Below are 13500 nucleotides of genomic sequence, written 5' to 3'. Positions count from 1 at the left end.
GGAATCTGCATGGCCGTGGCGTTGCTGGGGATCAAGGAGACCGCGCCGGGCGAACGACGCGTTGCGCTCACGCCGGAGACGGCGCGCAAGCTCGGTGCGCTGGGCATCACCGTGTGGTATCAGCCCGGTGCGGGCCAGGCCGCCGGTTTCACCGATGCCGCCTACGACGACGCAGGTGCCCGCGCCTTCGATGCCGCCCGTTGGGCCGAGATCGACATCCTGCTGTGCGTGCAGGCGCCACCGGCCGCGGTGCTGGCGCAGCTCAAGCCGGGCGCCAGTGTGGTCGGCCTGCTGACTCCGGCCGCCGATCCGGCGCTGGCCGCGTTGGCTTCGGATGACCGCCTGCACCTGTTTCCGCTGCAGCAGCTGCCGCGCACCACGCGCGCGCAGGCGATGGACGTGCTCAGTTCGCAGGCCGGCATGGCCGGCTACAAGGCGGCATTGATCGCTGCCGAACGTGCGCCGCGTTTCTTCCCGATGCTGACCACCGCGGCCGGTACCGTGCGTCCGGCCAAGGTGCTGGTGATCGGCGCCGGTGTCGCCGGCCTGCAGGCCATTGCCACCTCGCGCCGCCTGGGTGCGCAGGTGGAGGGCTTCGACGTGCGCCCGGAAACCCGCGAGCAGATCCAGTCGCTCGGTGCGCGCTTTCTCGATCTCGGGGTAAGTGCGGCAGGCGAGGGCGGTTATGCGCGGGCGCTGACCGACGAAGAGCGCGCCGAACAGCAGCGGCGCCTGGGCGACCATCTGCGCAGCGTGGACGTGGTGGTCTGCACTGCCGCCGTGCCGGGACGTCGCGCGCCGACGATCGTCACCGCCGCGATGGTCGAAGGCATGGCCGCGGGCAGCGTGATCGTCGATCTGGCCGCCGAGAGTGGCGGCAACTGCGAACTGACCCAGCCCGGCCAATGCATCGAGCACCAGGGCGTGACCATCGATGGCCCGCTGGGTCTGGCCAGCCGGGGCGCCACCCAGGCCAGCGAGATGTATGCGCGCAACCTGATGAACTTCGTGGCCCTGTTCGTGCGCGACGGCCAGCTGGGCTTCGACTGGGAAGACGAACTGCTGGCCAAGACCCGCTGGCAGGCATGAGTTGGTAGCGCCGGGCCTCTCCGGTAGATCCACGCCATGCGTGGATGAGGGGCCCAGCGTGCGAATGGCGGGTTACCGCGGCTTCGCCGGCGGTGGGTTGTCGCGCACCCATTCCCTGCGTTCGTCCGCGCTCATCTGTGACCAGCGCTCGCGCATGGCATCGCGCTGGGCCGGGCTGAGGTCACGCATCTGGCCGAACAATGCCCGGGCCTGCTCACGTTGTTCCGGGCTCATGTGTTCGAAGCGGCGCAGGCCGCGGCGGGCCTTGTCGCGCTCTTCCGGGCTCATCGACTGCCAGCGCTGGCCGTGCGACAGCATGCGCTGGCGCTGCGCGGGATCGGCGCCGTTCCAGCGGTCACGCAGCGGCGCCAGCAGCGCCTCGCGCTGGGCCGGGCCCAGCTGTTCCCAGTTTGGCAGCGGCGTGGCAGCAGGTGCCGGCCGGGTGGCAGGCACCGGTGCGGAGGCCTGCGCCAGGGCCGACCCAGCCGGCAACAGGGTCAGGGCGATCAGCAGGGGCAGGGAGGGGTATCGCAACATGGGTTCACTCCATCGCCAGGTCGTTGTCGCCCAGCCACAGGTACAGATCGGGATTCTCGTCGTACAGCGCGCCATTGTCTTCTTCTGCGGCCGCGATCGGCGTGGTGGTAGCGCCCTGATGCTCGCCCGGGCCGACGAACTGGACACCGACGCCCAGCGCGATCACCAGCGAACAGGCGCTGGCCAGCCACCAGCGCCAGCGACCGGCGTGTGCCCTGCTGGCGCTGTGACGGGCATTACGCAAGCGTGCCAGCGTGGCCGGCGACAGCGCCTGCAACGACTGCGCGTGCAGGCTGCGCAGGGCGTCATCGGAAGGCAGGGGGCGGTTCACGGGTGCATCTCCAGTTGATTCTGCAGCGCCTGTCGGGCGCGCGCCAGATGGGTCTTTACCGCGCCCTCGCTGCAGCCCATGGCGCGGGCGGTGGTGGCGCCGTCCAGGTCCTGCAGCACGCGCAGGGTGAAGGCTTCGCGCTGGCGGGCGGGCAGCTCGCGCAGCGCCTGCACCAGCTGCTGGTACTGCTGGCGCTGCTCGTGCGCCTGCGCAGGGTCCGGGCCGGGATCGGCCCAGTCGATCTCGCCACCCTCCGCATCCTGGTTGTCGCGCCAGAACGGCAGGCGGAAGCGGCGACGGCGCTGCACGTCGATCACCCGCCGGCGCAGGATGCTCCAGAACAGCGGCGCCCACTCGGCGGCCGGCTTGTCGGCGTAGTCCAGCATGCGCATCAACGCGTCCTGCACCGCATCCAGCGCGTCATCACGCTGGCGCAGGCCGGCCTCGGCGAAGCGGAAGGCGCGGGGGCCGACGCTGGCCAGGAACGCTTCCAGCGACGCCGGCAGGGCATCGGTCTCGGCGCTCGGGGGGACAGGGCTGCTCACCAGCACAGGGTACGGTTCCTCGGCAGGGGTCACCATCGACAACGCGTGAGTGCGGCCGTGGTTGACCGGGACGCGCGCGGGGTTCAGCCCGTGGTTATGATGGGGCGACGAAGACAGAGCAGGAGCGTTGCCGGTGAGTGACGGGTTCGTGGCGCTGTACATCTTCATGCTGGCCGCCATTGCCGGCCACGTGATCATTTCCCGGGTCCCGGTGATCCTGCATACCCCGTTGATGTCGGGCTCCAACTTCATCCACGGCATCGTGCTGATCGGCGCGATGGTGGTGCTGGGGCACGCGCAGACACCGCTGGAGAAAATCCTGGGGTTCCTTGCCGTGGTGCTCGGCGCCGGCAACGCAGCCGGCGGCTATGTGGTCACCGCGCGCATGCTGGAGATGTTCAAGCCGAGCGTGCGCAAGACCGGCAACGATGAACCGAAGGAGCCGCAGGCTTGAACATCAGCACCGTCGAACTGCTCGATTGGCTGGTCAAGGCCAGCTACCTGGTTGCCGCCACCCTGTTCCTGCTCGGCCTGCAGCGCATGGCCTCGCCGATGACCGCCAGCAGTGGGATCCGCTGGGCGGGGCTGGGCATGCTGCTGGCCACGGTGGCGACCTTCTTCCTGCCCGAACTGCACAACGTGCCGCTGATCCTGGTGGCGCTGCTGCTGGGGGCCGGACTGGCCTGGTGGTCGGCGGGCAAGGTCGCGGTCACCGACATGCCGCAGATGGTCGCGCTGTACAACGGCATGGGCGGTGGCTCGGCGGCGGCCATCGGTGCGGTGGAACTGCTGCGCTATGCCTTCCTGGCCAACCGCGATACCACCCACTGGAGCGCGCAGGCGCTGGCCGACCTGGCCGCGCGGCAGCCGTCCGGCACGGTCCTGGTGCTGGCCGTGGTCGGCGCGGCGATCGGTGCGGTGTCGCTGTCCGGTTCGGTGATCGCCTGGGCCAAACTCGATGGCCGCCTCGACAAGCGCGTGACCTGGCCGGGCCAGCAGGTGATGAACCTGCTGGTGGCGCTGGCCGTAGTGGTGCTGGGCATCATCGCTGCCAGCACGCTCAGCCCTTGGGCGATCGTCACCTTCTTCGTGCTGGCGCTGGCGCTGGGCGTGTTGATGACGCTGCCGATCGGTGGCGCCGACATGCCCGTGGTGATCTCGCTGTACAACGCGTTCACCGGCCTGGCGGTGTCGTTCGAGGGCTATGTGCTGGGCAACGAGGCGTTGATCATCGCCGGCATGATGGTCGGCGCAGCGGGCATCCTGCTGACCCGGTTGATGGCCAAGGCGATGAACCGGCCGATCCGCAACGTGCTGTTCTCCAATTTCGGCGCTGGCGCCGGGGGGGAAGCACAGGCGATTTCCGGTTCGCAGAAGCCCATTGAAGCTGCCGACGTGGCCGCGATGATGGGCTTTGCCGAACGTGTGGTGATCGTGCCCGGCTATGGCATGGCCGTGGCCCAGGCCCAGCACAAGATCTGGGAACTGGCACAGCGCTTGATCACGCGCGGGGTGAAGGTCAAGTTCGCCATCCACCCGGTGGCCGGGCGCATGCCTGGGCACATGAACGTGCTGCTGGCCGAAGCGGGTGTGCCCTACGACCTGATCGCGGACATGGACGACATCAATCCCGAATTCGCCACCACCGATGTGGTGCTGGTGATCGGCGCCAACGACGTGGTCAATCCGGTGGCGCGCACCGATCCGGCCAGTCCGATCTACGGCATGCCGGTGCTGGACGTGGTCAACGCACGCAACGTGGTGGTGATCAAGCGCGGCAAGGGCACCGGCTTTGCCGGTATCGAGAATGCGCTGTTCTACGCCGACAACACGCGCATGCTGTATGGCGATGGTGCCGAGGCGGCGGCGTCGCTGGTCAGTGAGCTGAAGGCGCTCGACGGCGGGCATTGAGGCCGTACCGGTAGCGCCGGGCCATGCCCGGCGGCTTTTCGTGCAGACCGCTGCGCTCGCCGGGCATGGCCCGGCGCTACCCCCCCATCCACGCATGGCGTGGATCTACCAGACATGTCCACGCGTGGCGTGGATCCATCAGGGCATCACCGGCGCGATCAACGCGCCAGCCAGGCGCCTACGGCAATGCCCACCGCCAGCCACAGCCATTCGACCACGCCGTTGGCCAGGGTGATCAGCGTCCAGGCCAGGTGCGGGCCCATCCGCAGCGAGGCATCCCACGGGTTCAGGCCCATCGAGCCGCCCATCCAGGCACTGGCGATGGCCCAGTTCGCGATGGCGGCCACCAGCAGCGTGCCCAGCACGACCAGGGCGATGCGCAGCTTGCCGGGGCCAAGCGTGCCCAGACGCAGCATGAACACCAGTTCCAGGGCGGTCAGTACCGCCATCCAGCCGACCGGACGGCCGGTGAACAGGGCGATCAGCATCCAGGCGAGGGGGGCGGTGGCCAGCGCCAGCAACAACATGAAGGGCCAGAGCCAGGTAACGGTCCTGGCACGTGCGGCATTGGAGGACATCGAAGCTCCTGAAGGTCGCCCACAGGATACTGTGGTTTGCCGCAGTGCACCGGCGAGGGCCGGGCGCCTACGTTAGAATGCCGTCTTGCGTGGCTTCGGCCGCAGCCCCATATCGGTCCCCATGTATTCCCGTAGCAGCGAACCTGTCCACTTCGAACGCGATTGCGAGGCCGTGATGGTCCCGCAGGGCGACACCGTGACCCTCCCCGCCGGCAGCTATGGGTACATCACCCAGGCGCTGGGCGGCAGTTATTCGGTGTTCGTCGAGGGCAACCTGTTCCGTATCGCCGGCAAGGATGGCGATGCCATCGGCAAGGAGGCGCCGGCACCGCTGGAGCTGCCCGACGATGCCAGCGACGAGCAGGTCGAACAACTGGTGTGGCAGCAGCTGCGCACCTGTTTCGACCCGGAAATTCCGGTGAACATCGTCGAACTGGGCCTGGTCTACGAGGTCGAGATCAAGCATCTGGACGAAGGGCAGCGCGAGATCGACGTGAAGATGACCCTGACCGCGCCTGCGTGCGGCATGGGTGACATCCTGGTCGACGACGTGCGCAGCAAGCTTGAAATGATCCCGACGGTGGCCGAGGCCGACGTCGAGCTGGTCTTCGATCCGCCGTGGAACCAGCACATGATGTCCGAGGCCGCCCGGCTCGAAACCGGCATGCTTTGACCCACGGCCCGCAGTGATGCGGGCCCGGCATTACCCGCAACCAGAACAGGAAATCTCCGGTGTCCCAGTCCATTCCCAGCTTCGCCGTCACCCGTTCGGACCACCCGCGCAGCGCTGAAGAGCGCGCCCAGATCCTGGAGAAGCCGGGCTTCGGCCTGCACTTCACCGACCACATGGTGGAAGTGCGCTGGGACAAGGACACCGGCTGGCACAACGCCAACGTGCGCGCCTACGGCCCGCTGCAGCTGGACCCGGCCGCGGCCGTGCTGCACTACGGCCAGGAGATCTTCGAGGGCATCAAGGCCTACCGCCATGCCGATGGTTCGATCTGGACCTTCCGCCCCGATGCCAACGGCCGTCGCCTGCAGCGTTCGGCGCAGCGCCTGGCGCTGCCGGAACTGCCGGTGGAGATCTTCGTCGAATCGCTGAAGCAGATGATCGCCGTCGACAGCGCCTGGGTACCGTCGGCCGATGAGTCGAGCCTGTACTTCCGTCCGTTCATGATCGGCGACGAAGCCTTCCTTGGCGTGCGCGGCGCGCACAAGGCCGGTTACTACGTGATCGCCAGCCCGGCCGGCCCGTACTTCGCCAAGGGCGTCGCCCCGGTGTCGATCTGGCTGTCCACCGAATACGCGCGTGCGGCCAAGGGCGGCACCGGTGCGGCCAAGTGTGGTGGCAACTACGCCGCGTCGCTGCTGCCGCAGCAGAAGGCGCAGGCACAGGGTTGCTCGCAGGTGCTGTTCCTGGACCCGGTCGAAGGCAAGTACCTGGAAGAACTGGGCGGCATGAACGTGTTCCTGGTCTACAAGGACGGCACGCTGGTCACGCCGGAACTGTCCGGCAGTATCCTTGAGGGCATCACCCGCGAGAGCATCCTGCAGCTGGCCCGCGACCGCGGCATGAAGGTCGAAGAGCGCAAGGTCACCATCGATGAGTGGAAGCAGGGCGTGGCCTCCGGCGAGATCGCCGAAGTGTTCGCCTGCGGTACCGCTGCGGTGGTCACCCCGATCGGCCAGCTGAAGGGCGAGGGCTTCTCGGTGGGTGACATCAATGCACCGGCCGGCGAAGTGACCATGTCGCTGCGCAAGGAACTGACCGACATCCAGTACGGCCGCCTGCCGGACCGCCACGGCTGGCTGGTCAAGCTGGGCTGATCGCCCGCATTGAACTGTAGAGCCGAGCCCACGCTCGGCTGATCTTCCGGAAAGCCCGTCCTTGTGACGGGCTTTTTGCGTTGTGAGCCGGGGGGTCAGATCCCTTTTCCCACGGAAAAGGGATCTGACCCCGCATCTACCGCCGCCTATGTCGGCAAAGACATGACGAGACACGACATTGCGCAGTCAGGTCCGTGCAGGTGACGCGAAAGTTCCTTCACCTTCACAAACCCTCGACCCGGAAAGTCTCAGATCCAACATTTCATCTTGCTGAAAAGACGCTGAAAATCTTGTGGTGTCCGGTTTCAGCCACTAGCGTCATCAACACAGCGGATGGTCAGGGGAATCCGCTGGCTCGCCGGACCCGAACCTCGCCATTGCAAGCCAGCCCACGGTTCAGGCCGGTGCTTCTGCCGATTCCGGCATTCCTACCATTAGAAGGGAAATCCGATGTCCCAGGTAACGCAACCGCGTGTGCGTCGTGTGTGGGTGGTCCTTGGTGCGTCCGTCCTGTCATCGCTGCTGCTGGCCACGCCTGCGCTGGCCGGTGATGTCCAGCTCAGCGGCCTGCAGTCCGCGCCGACCCACCAGCGGTTCATCGTGAAGTACCGCGACGGCAGTGCGCCGGTGGCCAACACCACCGCACTCGCCTCTTCGCTGAAGACCGCCGCTGCCGGCATCGCCAGCAGCCAGGGCCGCGCGCTGGGCCTGCAGCAGGTCCGCAAGCTCGCTGTCGGCTCCACCGTGGTCAGGACCGACCGTGCGCTGGACCAGGCCGACGCCGAACTGCTGATGCGCAAGCTCGCCGCCGACCCGAACGTGGAATACGTCGAAGTCGACCAGATCATGCGCGCGACGCTGACCCCGAACGACACCCGCTTCAGCGAGCAGTGGGGCTTCGGTACGTCCAACGCGTCGATCAATGTGCGCCCGGCCTGGGACAAGGCCACCGGCACCGGCGTGGTCGTGGCCGTGATCGATACCGGCATCACCAACCATGCCGACCTCAACGCCAACATCCTGCCCGGCTATGACTTCATCAGCGACGCGGCGATGGCGCGCGATGGTGGTGGCCGTGACAGCAATCCCAACGACGAGGGTGACTGGTACGGCGACAACGAGTGCCAGGCCGGTTACCCGGGCTCGAACTCCAGCTGGCATGGCACCCACGTGGCCGGCACGGTCGCCGCGGTGACCAACAACAGCAACGGCGTGGCCGGGACCGCATTCAATGCCAAGGTCGTGCCGGTGCGCGTGCTCGGCAAGTGCGGCGGCTATACCTCCGACATCGCCGACGCCATCGTCTGGGCCTCCGGTGGCACGGTCAGCGGTGTGCCCGCCAACGCCAATCCGGCCGAGGTCATCAACCTCTCGCTCGGCGGCGGCGGCAGCTGCTCGACCACCTACCAGAACGCCATCAACGGCGCGGTCGGCCGTGGCACCACCGTGGTGGTCGCTGCCGGCAACAGCAACACCAACGTGTCCTCGTCGGTCCCGGCGAACTGCCCGAACGTGATCGCGGTGGCCGCGACCACCTCGGCAGGCGCACGTGCCAGCTTCTCCAACTACGGCACCGGCATCGACATCTCCGCACCGGGCCAGGGCATCCTGTCCACGCTCAACAGCGGCACCACCACCCCGGGCAGCGCCAGCTATGCGTCCTACAACGGCACCTCGATGGCGGCGCCGCACGTGGCCGGCGTGGTTGCGCTGATGCAGTCGGTGGCACCGAGCCCGCTCAGCCCGGCGCAGGTGGAAAGCATCATCAAGAGCACCGCGCGTCCGCTGCCGGGTGCGTGCTCGGGTGGTTGCGGCGCCGGCATCATCGACGCCGATGCCGCAGTGACAGCCGCGATCAACGGCACCACGCCCAACCCGGGCGGCACCGTGCTGCAGAACAACGTGCCGGTCACCGGCCTCGGCGCGGCCAGCGGCGCATCGCTCAGCTACACCGTCAACGTCCCGGCTGGCAGCGCGCAGCTGCGCGTGGCGATCAGCGGCGGCAGCGGTGACGCCGACCTGTACCTGCGCCAGGGCAGTGCCCCGACCGACACCGTCTACACCTGCCGCCCGTACCTGAGCGGCAACAACGAGACCTGCACCGTCAACAGCCCCGCTGCCGGCGTATGGCACGTGCGGGTGAAGGCGTACAGCACCTTCTCGGGCGTGACCCTCAACGCCCAGTACTGAGCCCAAGCCCCTCTCCATGGGCACGCCCCGGCCTCGGCCGGGGTGTTTTTTTGTAGAGCCGAGCCCACGCTAGGCTATCAGAGGGCTGCCGAGCATGGGCTCGGCACTACACGTCCCTCAAACCGACTCGAACCGGTTCGCCGCCACGTTCTTGCGCACATGCTGCGGATCGAAGATCCGGCCATTCATCGCGATGAACACCCCCGCCGGCAGCGACTGCACCGCACCGATCGCACAGCCGATGTTGAACTCCGCATCCGAACCACGGAACCGCGCCGGGCTCAACGCACCGGTCATCACGATGGTCTTGTCCGGAATCGTCGCCAGCACCTTGCCGGTCTGCACCATCGAATCGGTGCCGTGGGTCACCAGCACGTGGCGGGTGGGCTGCGCAGCGATCGTCGCGCGGATCAGCTCACGATCGTCGTCGTTGATGTGCAGCGAATCCTTGCGCAGGATCGGAATCACGTTGAACCGGAACGTGACCCCCAGTTCGCGCAGGATCATGCCGATCTGCGGGTCGCCGATCTGGTAGTCCGACTTGTCGTCGAAATAGATCTTGTCGATCGTGCCACCGGTGGTGACGACCAGGAGCTCTTCCATCATGTGCATGCGCGAAACCAAGGCAGGTACAGCGGCGCGGGGCCGGGAACACAGATGATACGGCCCACCGGGCGCAGCGTCAGCGCCGCCGCCCGAAACGGGCGCGCAGGCCGGGCAGGCTGGCCGAAAAGATCACCAGCAGCGCCAGCACGATTTCGATCAGTGCCAGCCAGCGCGTTTCCGGGTGGCTCCAGGCGCTCATCACGCCGTGGCTGAACCAGCCCAGCGCCAGCACCGCCGCCCAGAACCCGGCCTTGCGCCAGCCCAGCCGCAGGGCGATGGCCAGCGCCAGCGGCGGCGCAGTGAACACCAGCTGGGTGGCCAGCCAGTGCCTGTCGTTGATGAACCAGCCGGCAAACAGCGCCGCCAGCCCCATCAAGGCCAGCAGCAGCACGGTGCGCGGCGCGGCGCTCATCGTGCCAGCCGCTGCGCGATGTCGGCCACGCGCCGGCCCAGCGCCCGTGCCAGCACCGCCTCATCGTCAGTTGGTTGCGGGTCGTCGGCGGCACCGGCCACGTGGCTTGCGCCATACGGCGTGCCGCCACTGGTGGTGTGGCTCAGCGCCGGCTCGGTGAACGGAATGCCGACGATCAGGCAGCCGTGGTGCAGCAGTGGTACCTGCATCGACAGCAGGGTCGACTCCTGGCCGCCATGCATCGACGCGGTGGACGTGAACACCCCGGCCGGCTTGCCCGCCAGCGTGCCGTTCACCCATTCGGCGCCGAGCCCATCGAGGAAATGCTTGACCGGCGCGGCCATGTTGCCGAAACGGGTGGGGCTGCCCAATAGCAGTCCCTGGCACTCCACCAGGTCCTGCACGCTCACATACGGCGCGCCATCGTCCGGTACCGGCGGCTGCGCGGTCTGGGTGACGGCGGCCACCGGCGGCACCGTGCGCAGTCGCGCCGCCATGCCCGGCACCTCGCCGATGCCCCGCGCGATCTGGCGCGCCAGCCGTGCCACCGAACCGCCGCGGCTGTAGTAAAGCACCAGGATTTCGCCCATCGCGCCCAGCTCTCCTCATCGTGTGGACGCCAGTATGGCTATCCTGCATCGATTCCGCATCGGGTACCCTTGCGCCGATGGAACCTTTGGATACGCTCAATTTGTGGATGGAGCGCGCGCGGGATCGCGCACGCGCCGCCAGCTTCGGCCGCTTCCTGTGGCGCCGCTTCCTCGACGACCGCCTGTTCCAGGCGGCCGCCGCGCTGGCCTACACCACGGTGTTCGCGCTGGTGCCGTTGGCGATCGTGGTGTTCGGCGTGCTCTCGGCCTTCCCGGTGTTCGACCGCTGGAGCGACCAGCTCAGCGACTACGTCTTCTCCAACTTCGTGCCCAATGCCGCGCGCGCTGCCGAGGGCTACCTGCGGCAGTTCTCGGCCAGCGCGGGCCAGCTCACGGCCGCCGGCTTCATCGCCCTGGTCATCTCGCTGCTGATCACCCTCAACAGTGTTGAAGAGACCTTCAACCAGATCTGGCGCGTCGGCAGCAGCCGACCGCGGCTGACCCGCTTCCTGGTCTACTGGACGGTGCTGACCCTCGGCGCGATGCTCGCCGCTGCGTCGCTGGCCGTGTCGGCGCGGGTGTTCGCGATGCCGCTGTTCGGCACGCAGGAGGGGCGCTGGCTGGCCGATCTCGCGTTGCGGCTGGCACCGATCCTGATCGAATTCGTCTGCATCACCCTGATGTTCCGGGTGGTGCCACACCACACCGTGAAGTGGCGCCACGCGGTTCCAGGCGCGATTCTCGCCGCGGTGATCCTGGAGCTGGTGAAGTGGGGCATCGGCGCTTATCTGGGCAGCTTCCAGTCCTACCAGAAGCTGTATGGCACGGTGGCCTTCGTGCCGATCCTGCTGCTGTGGATCTACCTGTGCTGGGTGGCCGTGCTGCTGGGCGCGTCGCTGGCATCGTCGATGGCGGCCTTCCGCTACCAGCCGGTGGAACTGCGCCTGCCGCAGGGCTACGAGTTCTATGGCCTGCTGCGCCTGCTCGGGCGCTTCCAGCACGCACGCGCCAAGGGCAGGGGCCTGGCCGATGATGAGATCCTGCGGCTGGAACCGATGCTGACCGACTCGCTGCTGCAGGACCTGGCCTGCCACCTGGAGGGCATCGGTCTGCTGCGCCGTGATGAGCGCGGTGAATGGCTGCTGGCCCGCGACCTGGACCAGGTCAGCCTGGGCGATCTGTACGAATGCACGCAGCTGCGCATTCCGGTGGCCGAACAACACCTGCCTTACCGCGATGACAGCCTCGGCCGGGCCGCACTGGCTGCGCTGGACGAGTTGCGCCTGCCGTTGCGTGAACGCCTCAAGCGTCGCGTCAGCGACATCTACCCTGATTCTGGAGACGCCCCATGACCTGCAAGACCCCATTGCTGCTGGCTGCGCTGCTGGCCCTGGCCGCCTGCAAACCCGCGCAGGAGCCGACCCCGGCCAGCAGCCAGCCGCCCGCGCAGGCACCGACCCCGGCCGCGCCGGCGCCGGTGGAGGACACGCCCGCCGAGCGCGTCACTGCCGAGTTCCCGACGCTGAAGATGAAGGCGGTCGATGGCAGTGATTACGACCTGGCCGCACATCGCGGCAAGTGGGTGGTGGTGAACTTCTGGGCGACCTGGTGTGCACCCTGCCGCAAGGAAATGCCCGAGCTGTCGGCATTGCATGCCATGCGCAGCAACATCGAAGTGGTGGGACTGGCCTACGAGGACATTGAGGCGCCGGAGATGCAGTCGTTCCTGACCAAGCATCCAGTGACCTACCCGATCGTGATCGTCGATCCGTTCGACCCGCCGGCTGACTTCGCCACCCCGCGCGGCCTGCCGCTGACCCACCTGATCGATCCGCAGGGCAAGCTGGCGCACAGCTTCCTGGGCCCGGTCACCGCCGCCGACATCGAACAGCAGATCGCGGCTGCCAAGTAACAGGTGGGTCGGCAAGGCTGCGCCCTGCACCCGCCGAATCGACGGCAACGGCAACGGCCAAAGCAACGGCAACGGCAACGGCCAAAGCAACGGCGGGCATTCCGTGGGATGGCGGGGTGGGTCCGGTTGCGGGGGACGCTGCAAGTACGTCCCTGTAAGCTCGGTCGCGCCATCCATGGCGCTCACGCCCCCGCAACCGGACCCACCCCGCCTTCGACGGATTTCCGCGATCTGTCGGAATGTCATGGCCTGCTCCTGGTGGGTGTCGACCTTGGTCGACACGTAGATCCACGCCATGCGTGGATGCTTTTCGATGAATTGTCGAAATATTCGATTCCGATGGAGATCCATCCACGCATGGCGTGGATCTACCAGATCGCGGAGATCTGTCAGAGGTGGGGCGGTGTCGCAGTGCGGGGTGTCCGCGGCATGGATGCCGCGGCCAACTGTCGGAATGGCATGGCCTGCTCTTGGTGGGTGTCGACCTTGGTCGACACGTAGATCCACGCCATGCGTGGATGCCTTTCGTTCAATTGTTGAAATATTCGATTCCGATGGAGATTCATCCACGCATGGCGTGGATCTACCAGATCGCGGAGATCTGTCAGAGGTGGGGCGGTGTCGGAGTGCGGGGTGTCCGCGGCATGGATGCCGCGGCCAACTGTCGGAATGGCATGGCCTGCTCTTGGTGGGTGTCGACCTTGGTCGACACGTAGATCCACGCCATGCGTGGATGCTCTTCGTTCAATTGTCGAAATAATCGATTCCGATGGAGATCCATCCACGCATGGCGTGGATCTACCAAGTCGCGGAGATCTGTCAGAGGTGGGGCGGTGTCGGAGTGCGGGGTGTCCGCGGCATGGATGCCGCGGCCAAGCCTTATCTGATCGGAATCTGGCAGCGTAGGTGTCGAGAGCCGGCGTGGGCCGCCGTGCAAGCCTGGATCTCGACGATCGCCATGTAGCTTGGCGC

General features: G+C 67.3%; 15 protein-coding genes. 8 read left to right on the top strand and 7 right to left on the bottom strand.

The genetic code is table 11. The features are described 5' to 3' along the window. Window positions 1–9 precede the first annotated feature (9 nt). Complete coding sequence (locus CR919_RS12145) at window positions 10–1089, top strand: NAD(P) transhydrogenase subunit alpha (protein WP_099820228.1); 1080 nt, start codon at window positions 10–12, stop codon at window positions 1087–1089. A 72-nt stretch (window positions 1090–1161) separates the two neighbouring features. Here the strand turns inward: CR919_RS12145 and CR919_RS12140 are convergent, their stop codons facing one another. Genes CR919_RS12140 through CR919_RS12130 form a run of 3 tightly spaced genes read right to left on the bottom strand, consistent with a single transcriptional unit; the run spans window position 1162 to window position 2538 of the window. Further along, window positions 1162–1626, bottom strand: a complete 465-nt coding sequence (locus CR919_RS12140) for a DUF3106 domain-containing protein (RefSeq protein WP_099820227.1) — start codon at window positions 1624–1626, stop codon at window positions 1162–1164. A gap of 4 nt (window positions 1627–1630) precedes the next feature. Then, window positions 1631–1957 (bottom strand): hypothetical protein, encoded by a 327-nt coding sequence (locus tag CR919_RS12135; RefSeq protein WP_099820226.1) that lies wholly within the window; start codon window positions 1955–1957, stop codon window positions 1631–1633. Then, window positions 1954–2538: an RNA polymerase sigma factor gene (locus tag CR919_RS12130; protein WP_099820225.1), complete on the bottom strand. Its 585-nt coding sequence runs from the start codon at window positions 2536–2538 to the stop codon at window positions 1954–1956. Before CR919_RS12130 ends, CR919_RS12135 begins: the two co-directional genes overlap by 4 nt. A 97-nt stretch (window positions 2539–2635) precedes the next feature. On the opposite strand from CR919_RS12130, the gene CR919_RS12125 reads away from it, so the two are divergent. Both CR919_RS12125 and CR919_RS12120 read left to right on the top strand, forming a co-directional pair. Beyond that, entirely contained in the window at window positions 2636–2956 is a 321-nt protein-coding gene (locus CR919_RS12125; protein WP_089238935.1) for an NAD(P) transhydrogenase subunit alpha, read from the top strand. Then, window positions 2953–4413, top strand: coding sequence for an NAD(P)(+) transhydrogenase (Re/Si-specific) subunit beta (locus tag CR919_RS12120; RefSeq protein ID WP_099820224.1), 1461 nt, complete (start codon window positions 2953–2955; stop codon window positions 4411–4413). The genes CR919_RS12125 and CR919_RS12120 overlap by 4 nt, the downstream gene beginning before the upstream one ends. 158 nt (window positions 4414–4571) lie before the next feature. Here the strand turns inward: CR919_RS12120 and CR919_RS12115 are convergent, their stop codons facing one another. Continuing rightward, complete coding sequence (locus CR919_RS12115; protein ID WP_099820223.1) at window positions 4572–4991, bottom strand: hypothetical protein; 420 nt, start codon at window positions 4989–4991, stop codon at window positions 4572–4574. A gap of 121 nt (window positions 4992–5112) precedes the next feature. Between CR919_RS12115 and sufT the strand changes: the two genes are divergently transcribed. The 3 genes from sufT to CR919_RS12100 all read left to right on the top strand — a co-directional run bounded on the left by sufT (window position 5113) and on the right by CR919_RS12100 (window position 9008). Then, window positions 5113–5664, top strand: coding sequence for a putative Fe-S cluster assembly protein SufT (gene sufT / locus CR919_RS12110; RefSeq protein ID WP_025877975.1), 552 nt, complete (start codon window positions 5113–5115; stop codon window positions 5662–5664). Between the two features lie 59 nt (window positions 5665–5723). Next, a complete protein-coding gene (locus tag CR919_RS12105; RefSeq protein ID WP_099820222.1) occupies window positions 5724–6818 on the top strand; it encodes a branched-chain amino acid aminotransferase in 1095 nt (364 codons plus the stop codon). A gap of 450 nt (window positions 6819–7268) precedes the next feature. Continuing rightward, window positions 7269–9008 carry a S8 family peptidase gene (locus CR919_RS12100; protein ID WP_099820221.1) on the top strand — a complete coding sequence of 580 codons (1740 nt, stop codon included), beginning with the start codon at window positions 7269–7271 and terminating at the stop codon, window positions 9006–9008. Window positions 9009–9125: 117 nt separating this feature from the next. Here the strand turns inward: CR919_RS12100 and CR919_RS12095 are convergent, their stop codons facing one another. From CR919_RS12095 to wrbA, 3 genes are all read right to left on the bottom strand, one after another. Then, the gene (locus tag CR919_RS12095; protein ID WP_033830416.1) at window positions 9126–9611 is read right to left on the bottom strand and encodes an asparaginase domain-containing protein; all 486 of its coding nucleotides are present in this window, start codon (window positions 9609–9611) and stop codon (window positions 9126–9128) included. Between the two features lie 79 nt (window positions 9612–9690). Next, complete coding sequence (locus CR919_RS12090; protein ID WP_099820220.1) at window positions 9691–10026, bottom strand: DUF2069 domain-containing protein; 336 nt, start codon at window positions 10024–10026, stop codon at window positions 9691–9693. Then, window positions 10023–10616 (bottom strand): NAD(P)H:quinone oxidoreductase, encoded by a 594-nt coding sequence (gene wrbA, locus CR919_RS12085; protein ID WP_093818977.1) that lies wholly within the window; start codon window positions 10614–10616, stop codon window positions 10023–10025. Before wrbA ends, CR919_RS12090 begins: the two co-directional genes overlap by 4 nt. A gap of 77 nt (window positions 10617–10693) precedes the next feature. On the opposite strand from wrbA, the gene CR919_RS12080 reads away from it, so the two are divergent. Next, complete coding sequence (locus tag CR919_RS12080; protein ID WP_032977469.1) at window positions 10694–11968, top strand: YihY family inner membrane protein; 1275 nt, start codon at window positions 10694–10696, stop codon at window positions 11966–11968. Further along, entirely contained in the window at window positions 11965–12528 is a 564-nt protein-coding gene (locus CR919_RS12075) for a TlpA disulfide reductase family protein (RefSeq protein WP_099820219.1), read from the top strand. The genes CR919_RS12080 and CR919_RS12075 overlap by 4 nt, the downstream gene beginning before the upstream one ends. Window positions 12529–13500 lie beyond the last annotated feature (972 nt).

The organism is Stenotrophomonas sp. LMG 10879 (genome assembly GCF_002750935.1).
Taxonomy (GTDB): Bacteria; Pseudomonadota; Gammaproteobacteria; order Xanthomonadales; family Xanthomonadaceae; genus Stenotrophomonas; species Stenotrophomonas lactitubi_B.
This window is presented reverse-complemented; position numbering and strand designations above follow the sequence as displayed.

What these genes read in the sequence shown, in the direction of transcription:
- sufT (WP_025877975.1), top strand. Translation starts at nt 5,113, where the DNA reads ATGTATTCCCGTAGCAGCGAACCTGTCCACTTCGAACGCGATTGCGAG.
- wrbA (WP_093818977.1), bottom strand. Translation starts at nt 10,616, where the DNA reads ATGGGCGAAATCCTGGTGCTTTACTACAGCCGCGGCGGTTCGGTGGCA.
- CR919_RS12130 (WP_099820225.1), bottom strand. Translation starts at nt 2,538, where the DNA reads ATGGTGACCCCTGCCGAGGAACCGTACCCTGTGCTGGTGAGCAGCCCT.
- CR919_RS12075 (WP_099820219.1), top strand. Translation starts at nt 11,965, where the DNA reads ATGACCTGCAAGACCCCATTGCTGCTGGCTGCGCTGCTGGCCCTGGCC.
- CR919_RS12080 (WP_032977469.1), top strand. Translation starts at nt 10,694, where the DNA reads ATGGAACCTTTGGATACGCTCAATTTGTGGATGGAGCGCGCGCGGGAT.
- CR919_RS12145 (WP_099820228.1), top strand. Translation starts at nt 10, where the DNA reads ATGGCCGTGGCGTTGCTGGGGATCAAGGAGACCGCGCCGGGCGAACGA.
- CR919_RS12095 (WP_033830416.1), bottom strand. Translation starts at nt 9,611, where the DNA reads ATGGAAGAGCTCCTGGTCGTCACCACCGGTGGCACGATCGACAAGATC.
- CR919_RS12090 (WP_099820220.1), bottom strand. Translation starts at nt 10,026, where the DNA reads ATGAGCGCCGCGCCGCGCACCGTGCTGCTGCTGGCCTTGATGGGGCTG.
- CR919_RS12115 (WP_099820223.1), bottom strand. Translation starts at nt 4,991, where the DNA reads ATGTCCTCCAATGCCGCACGTGCCAGGACCGTTACCTGGCTCTGGCCC.
- CR919_RS12140 (WP_099820227.1), bottom strand. Translation starts at nt 1,626, where the DNA reads ATGTTGCGATACCCCTCCCTGCCCCTGCTGATCGCCCTGACCCTGTTG.
- CR919_RS12100 (WP_099820221.1), top strand. Translation starts at nt 7,269, where the DNA reads ATGTCCCAGGTAACGCAACCGCGTGTGCGTCGTGTGTGGGTGGTCCTT.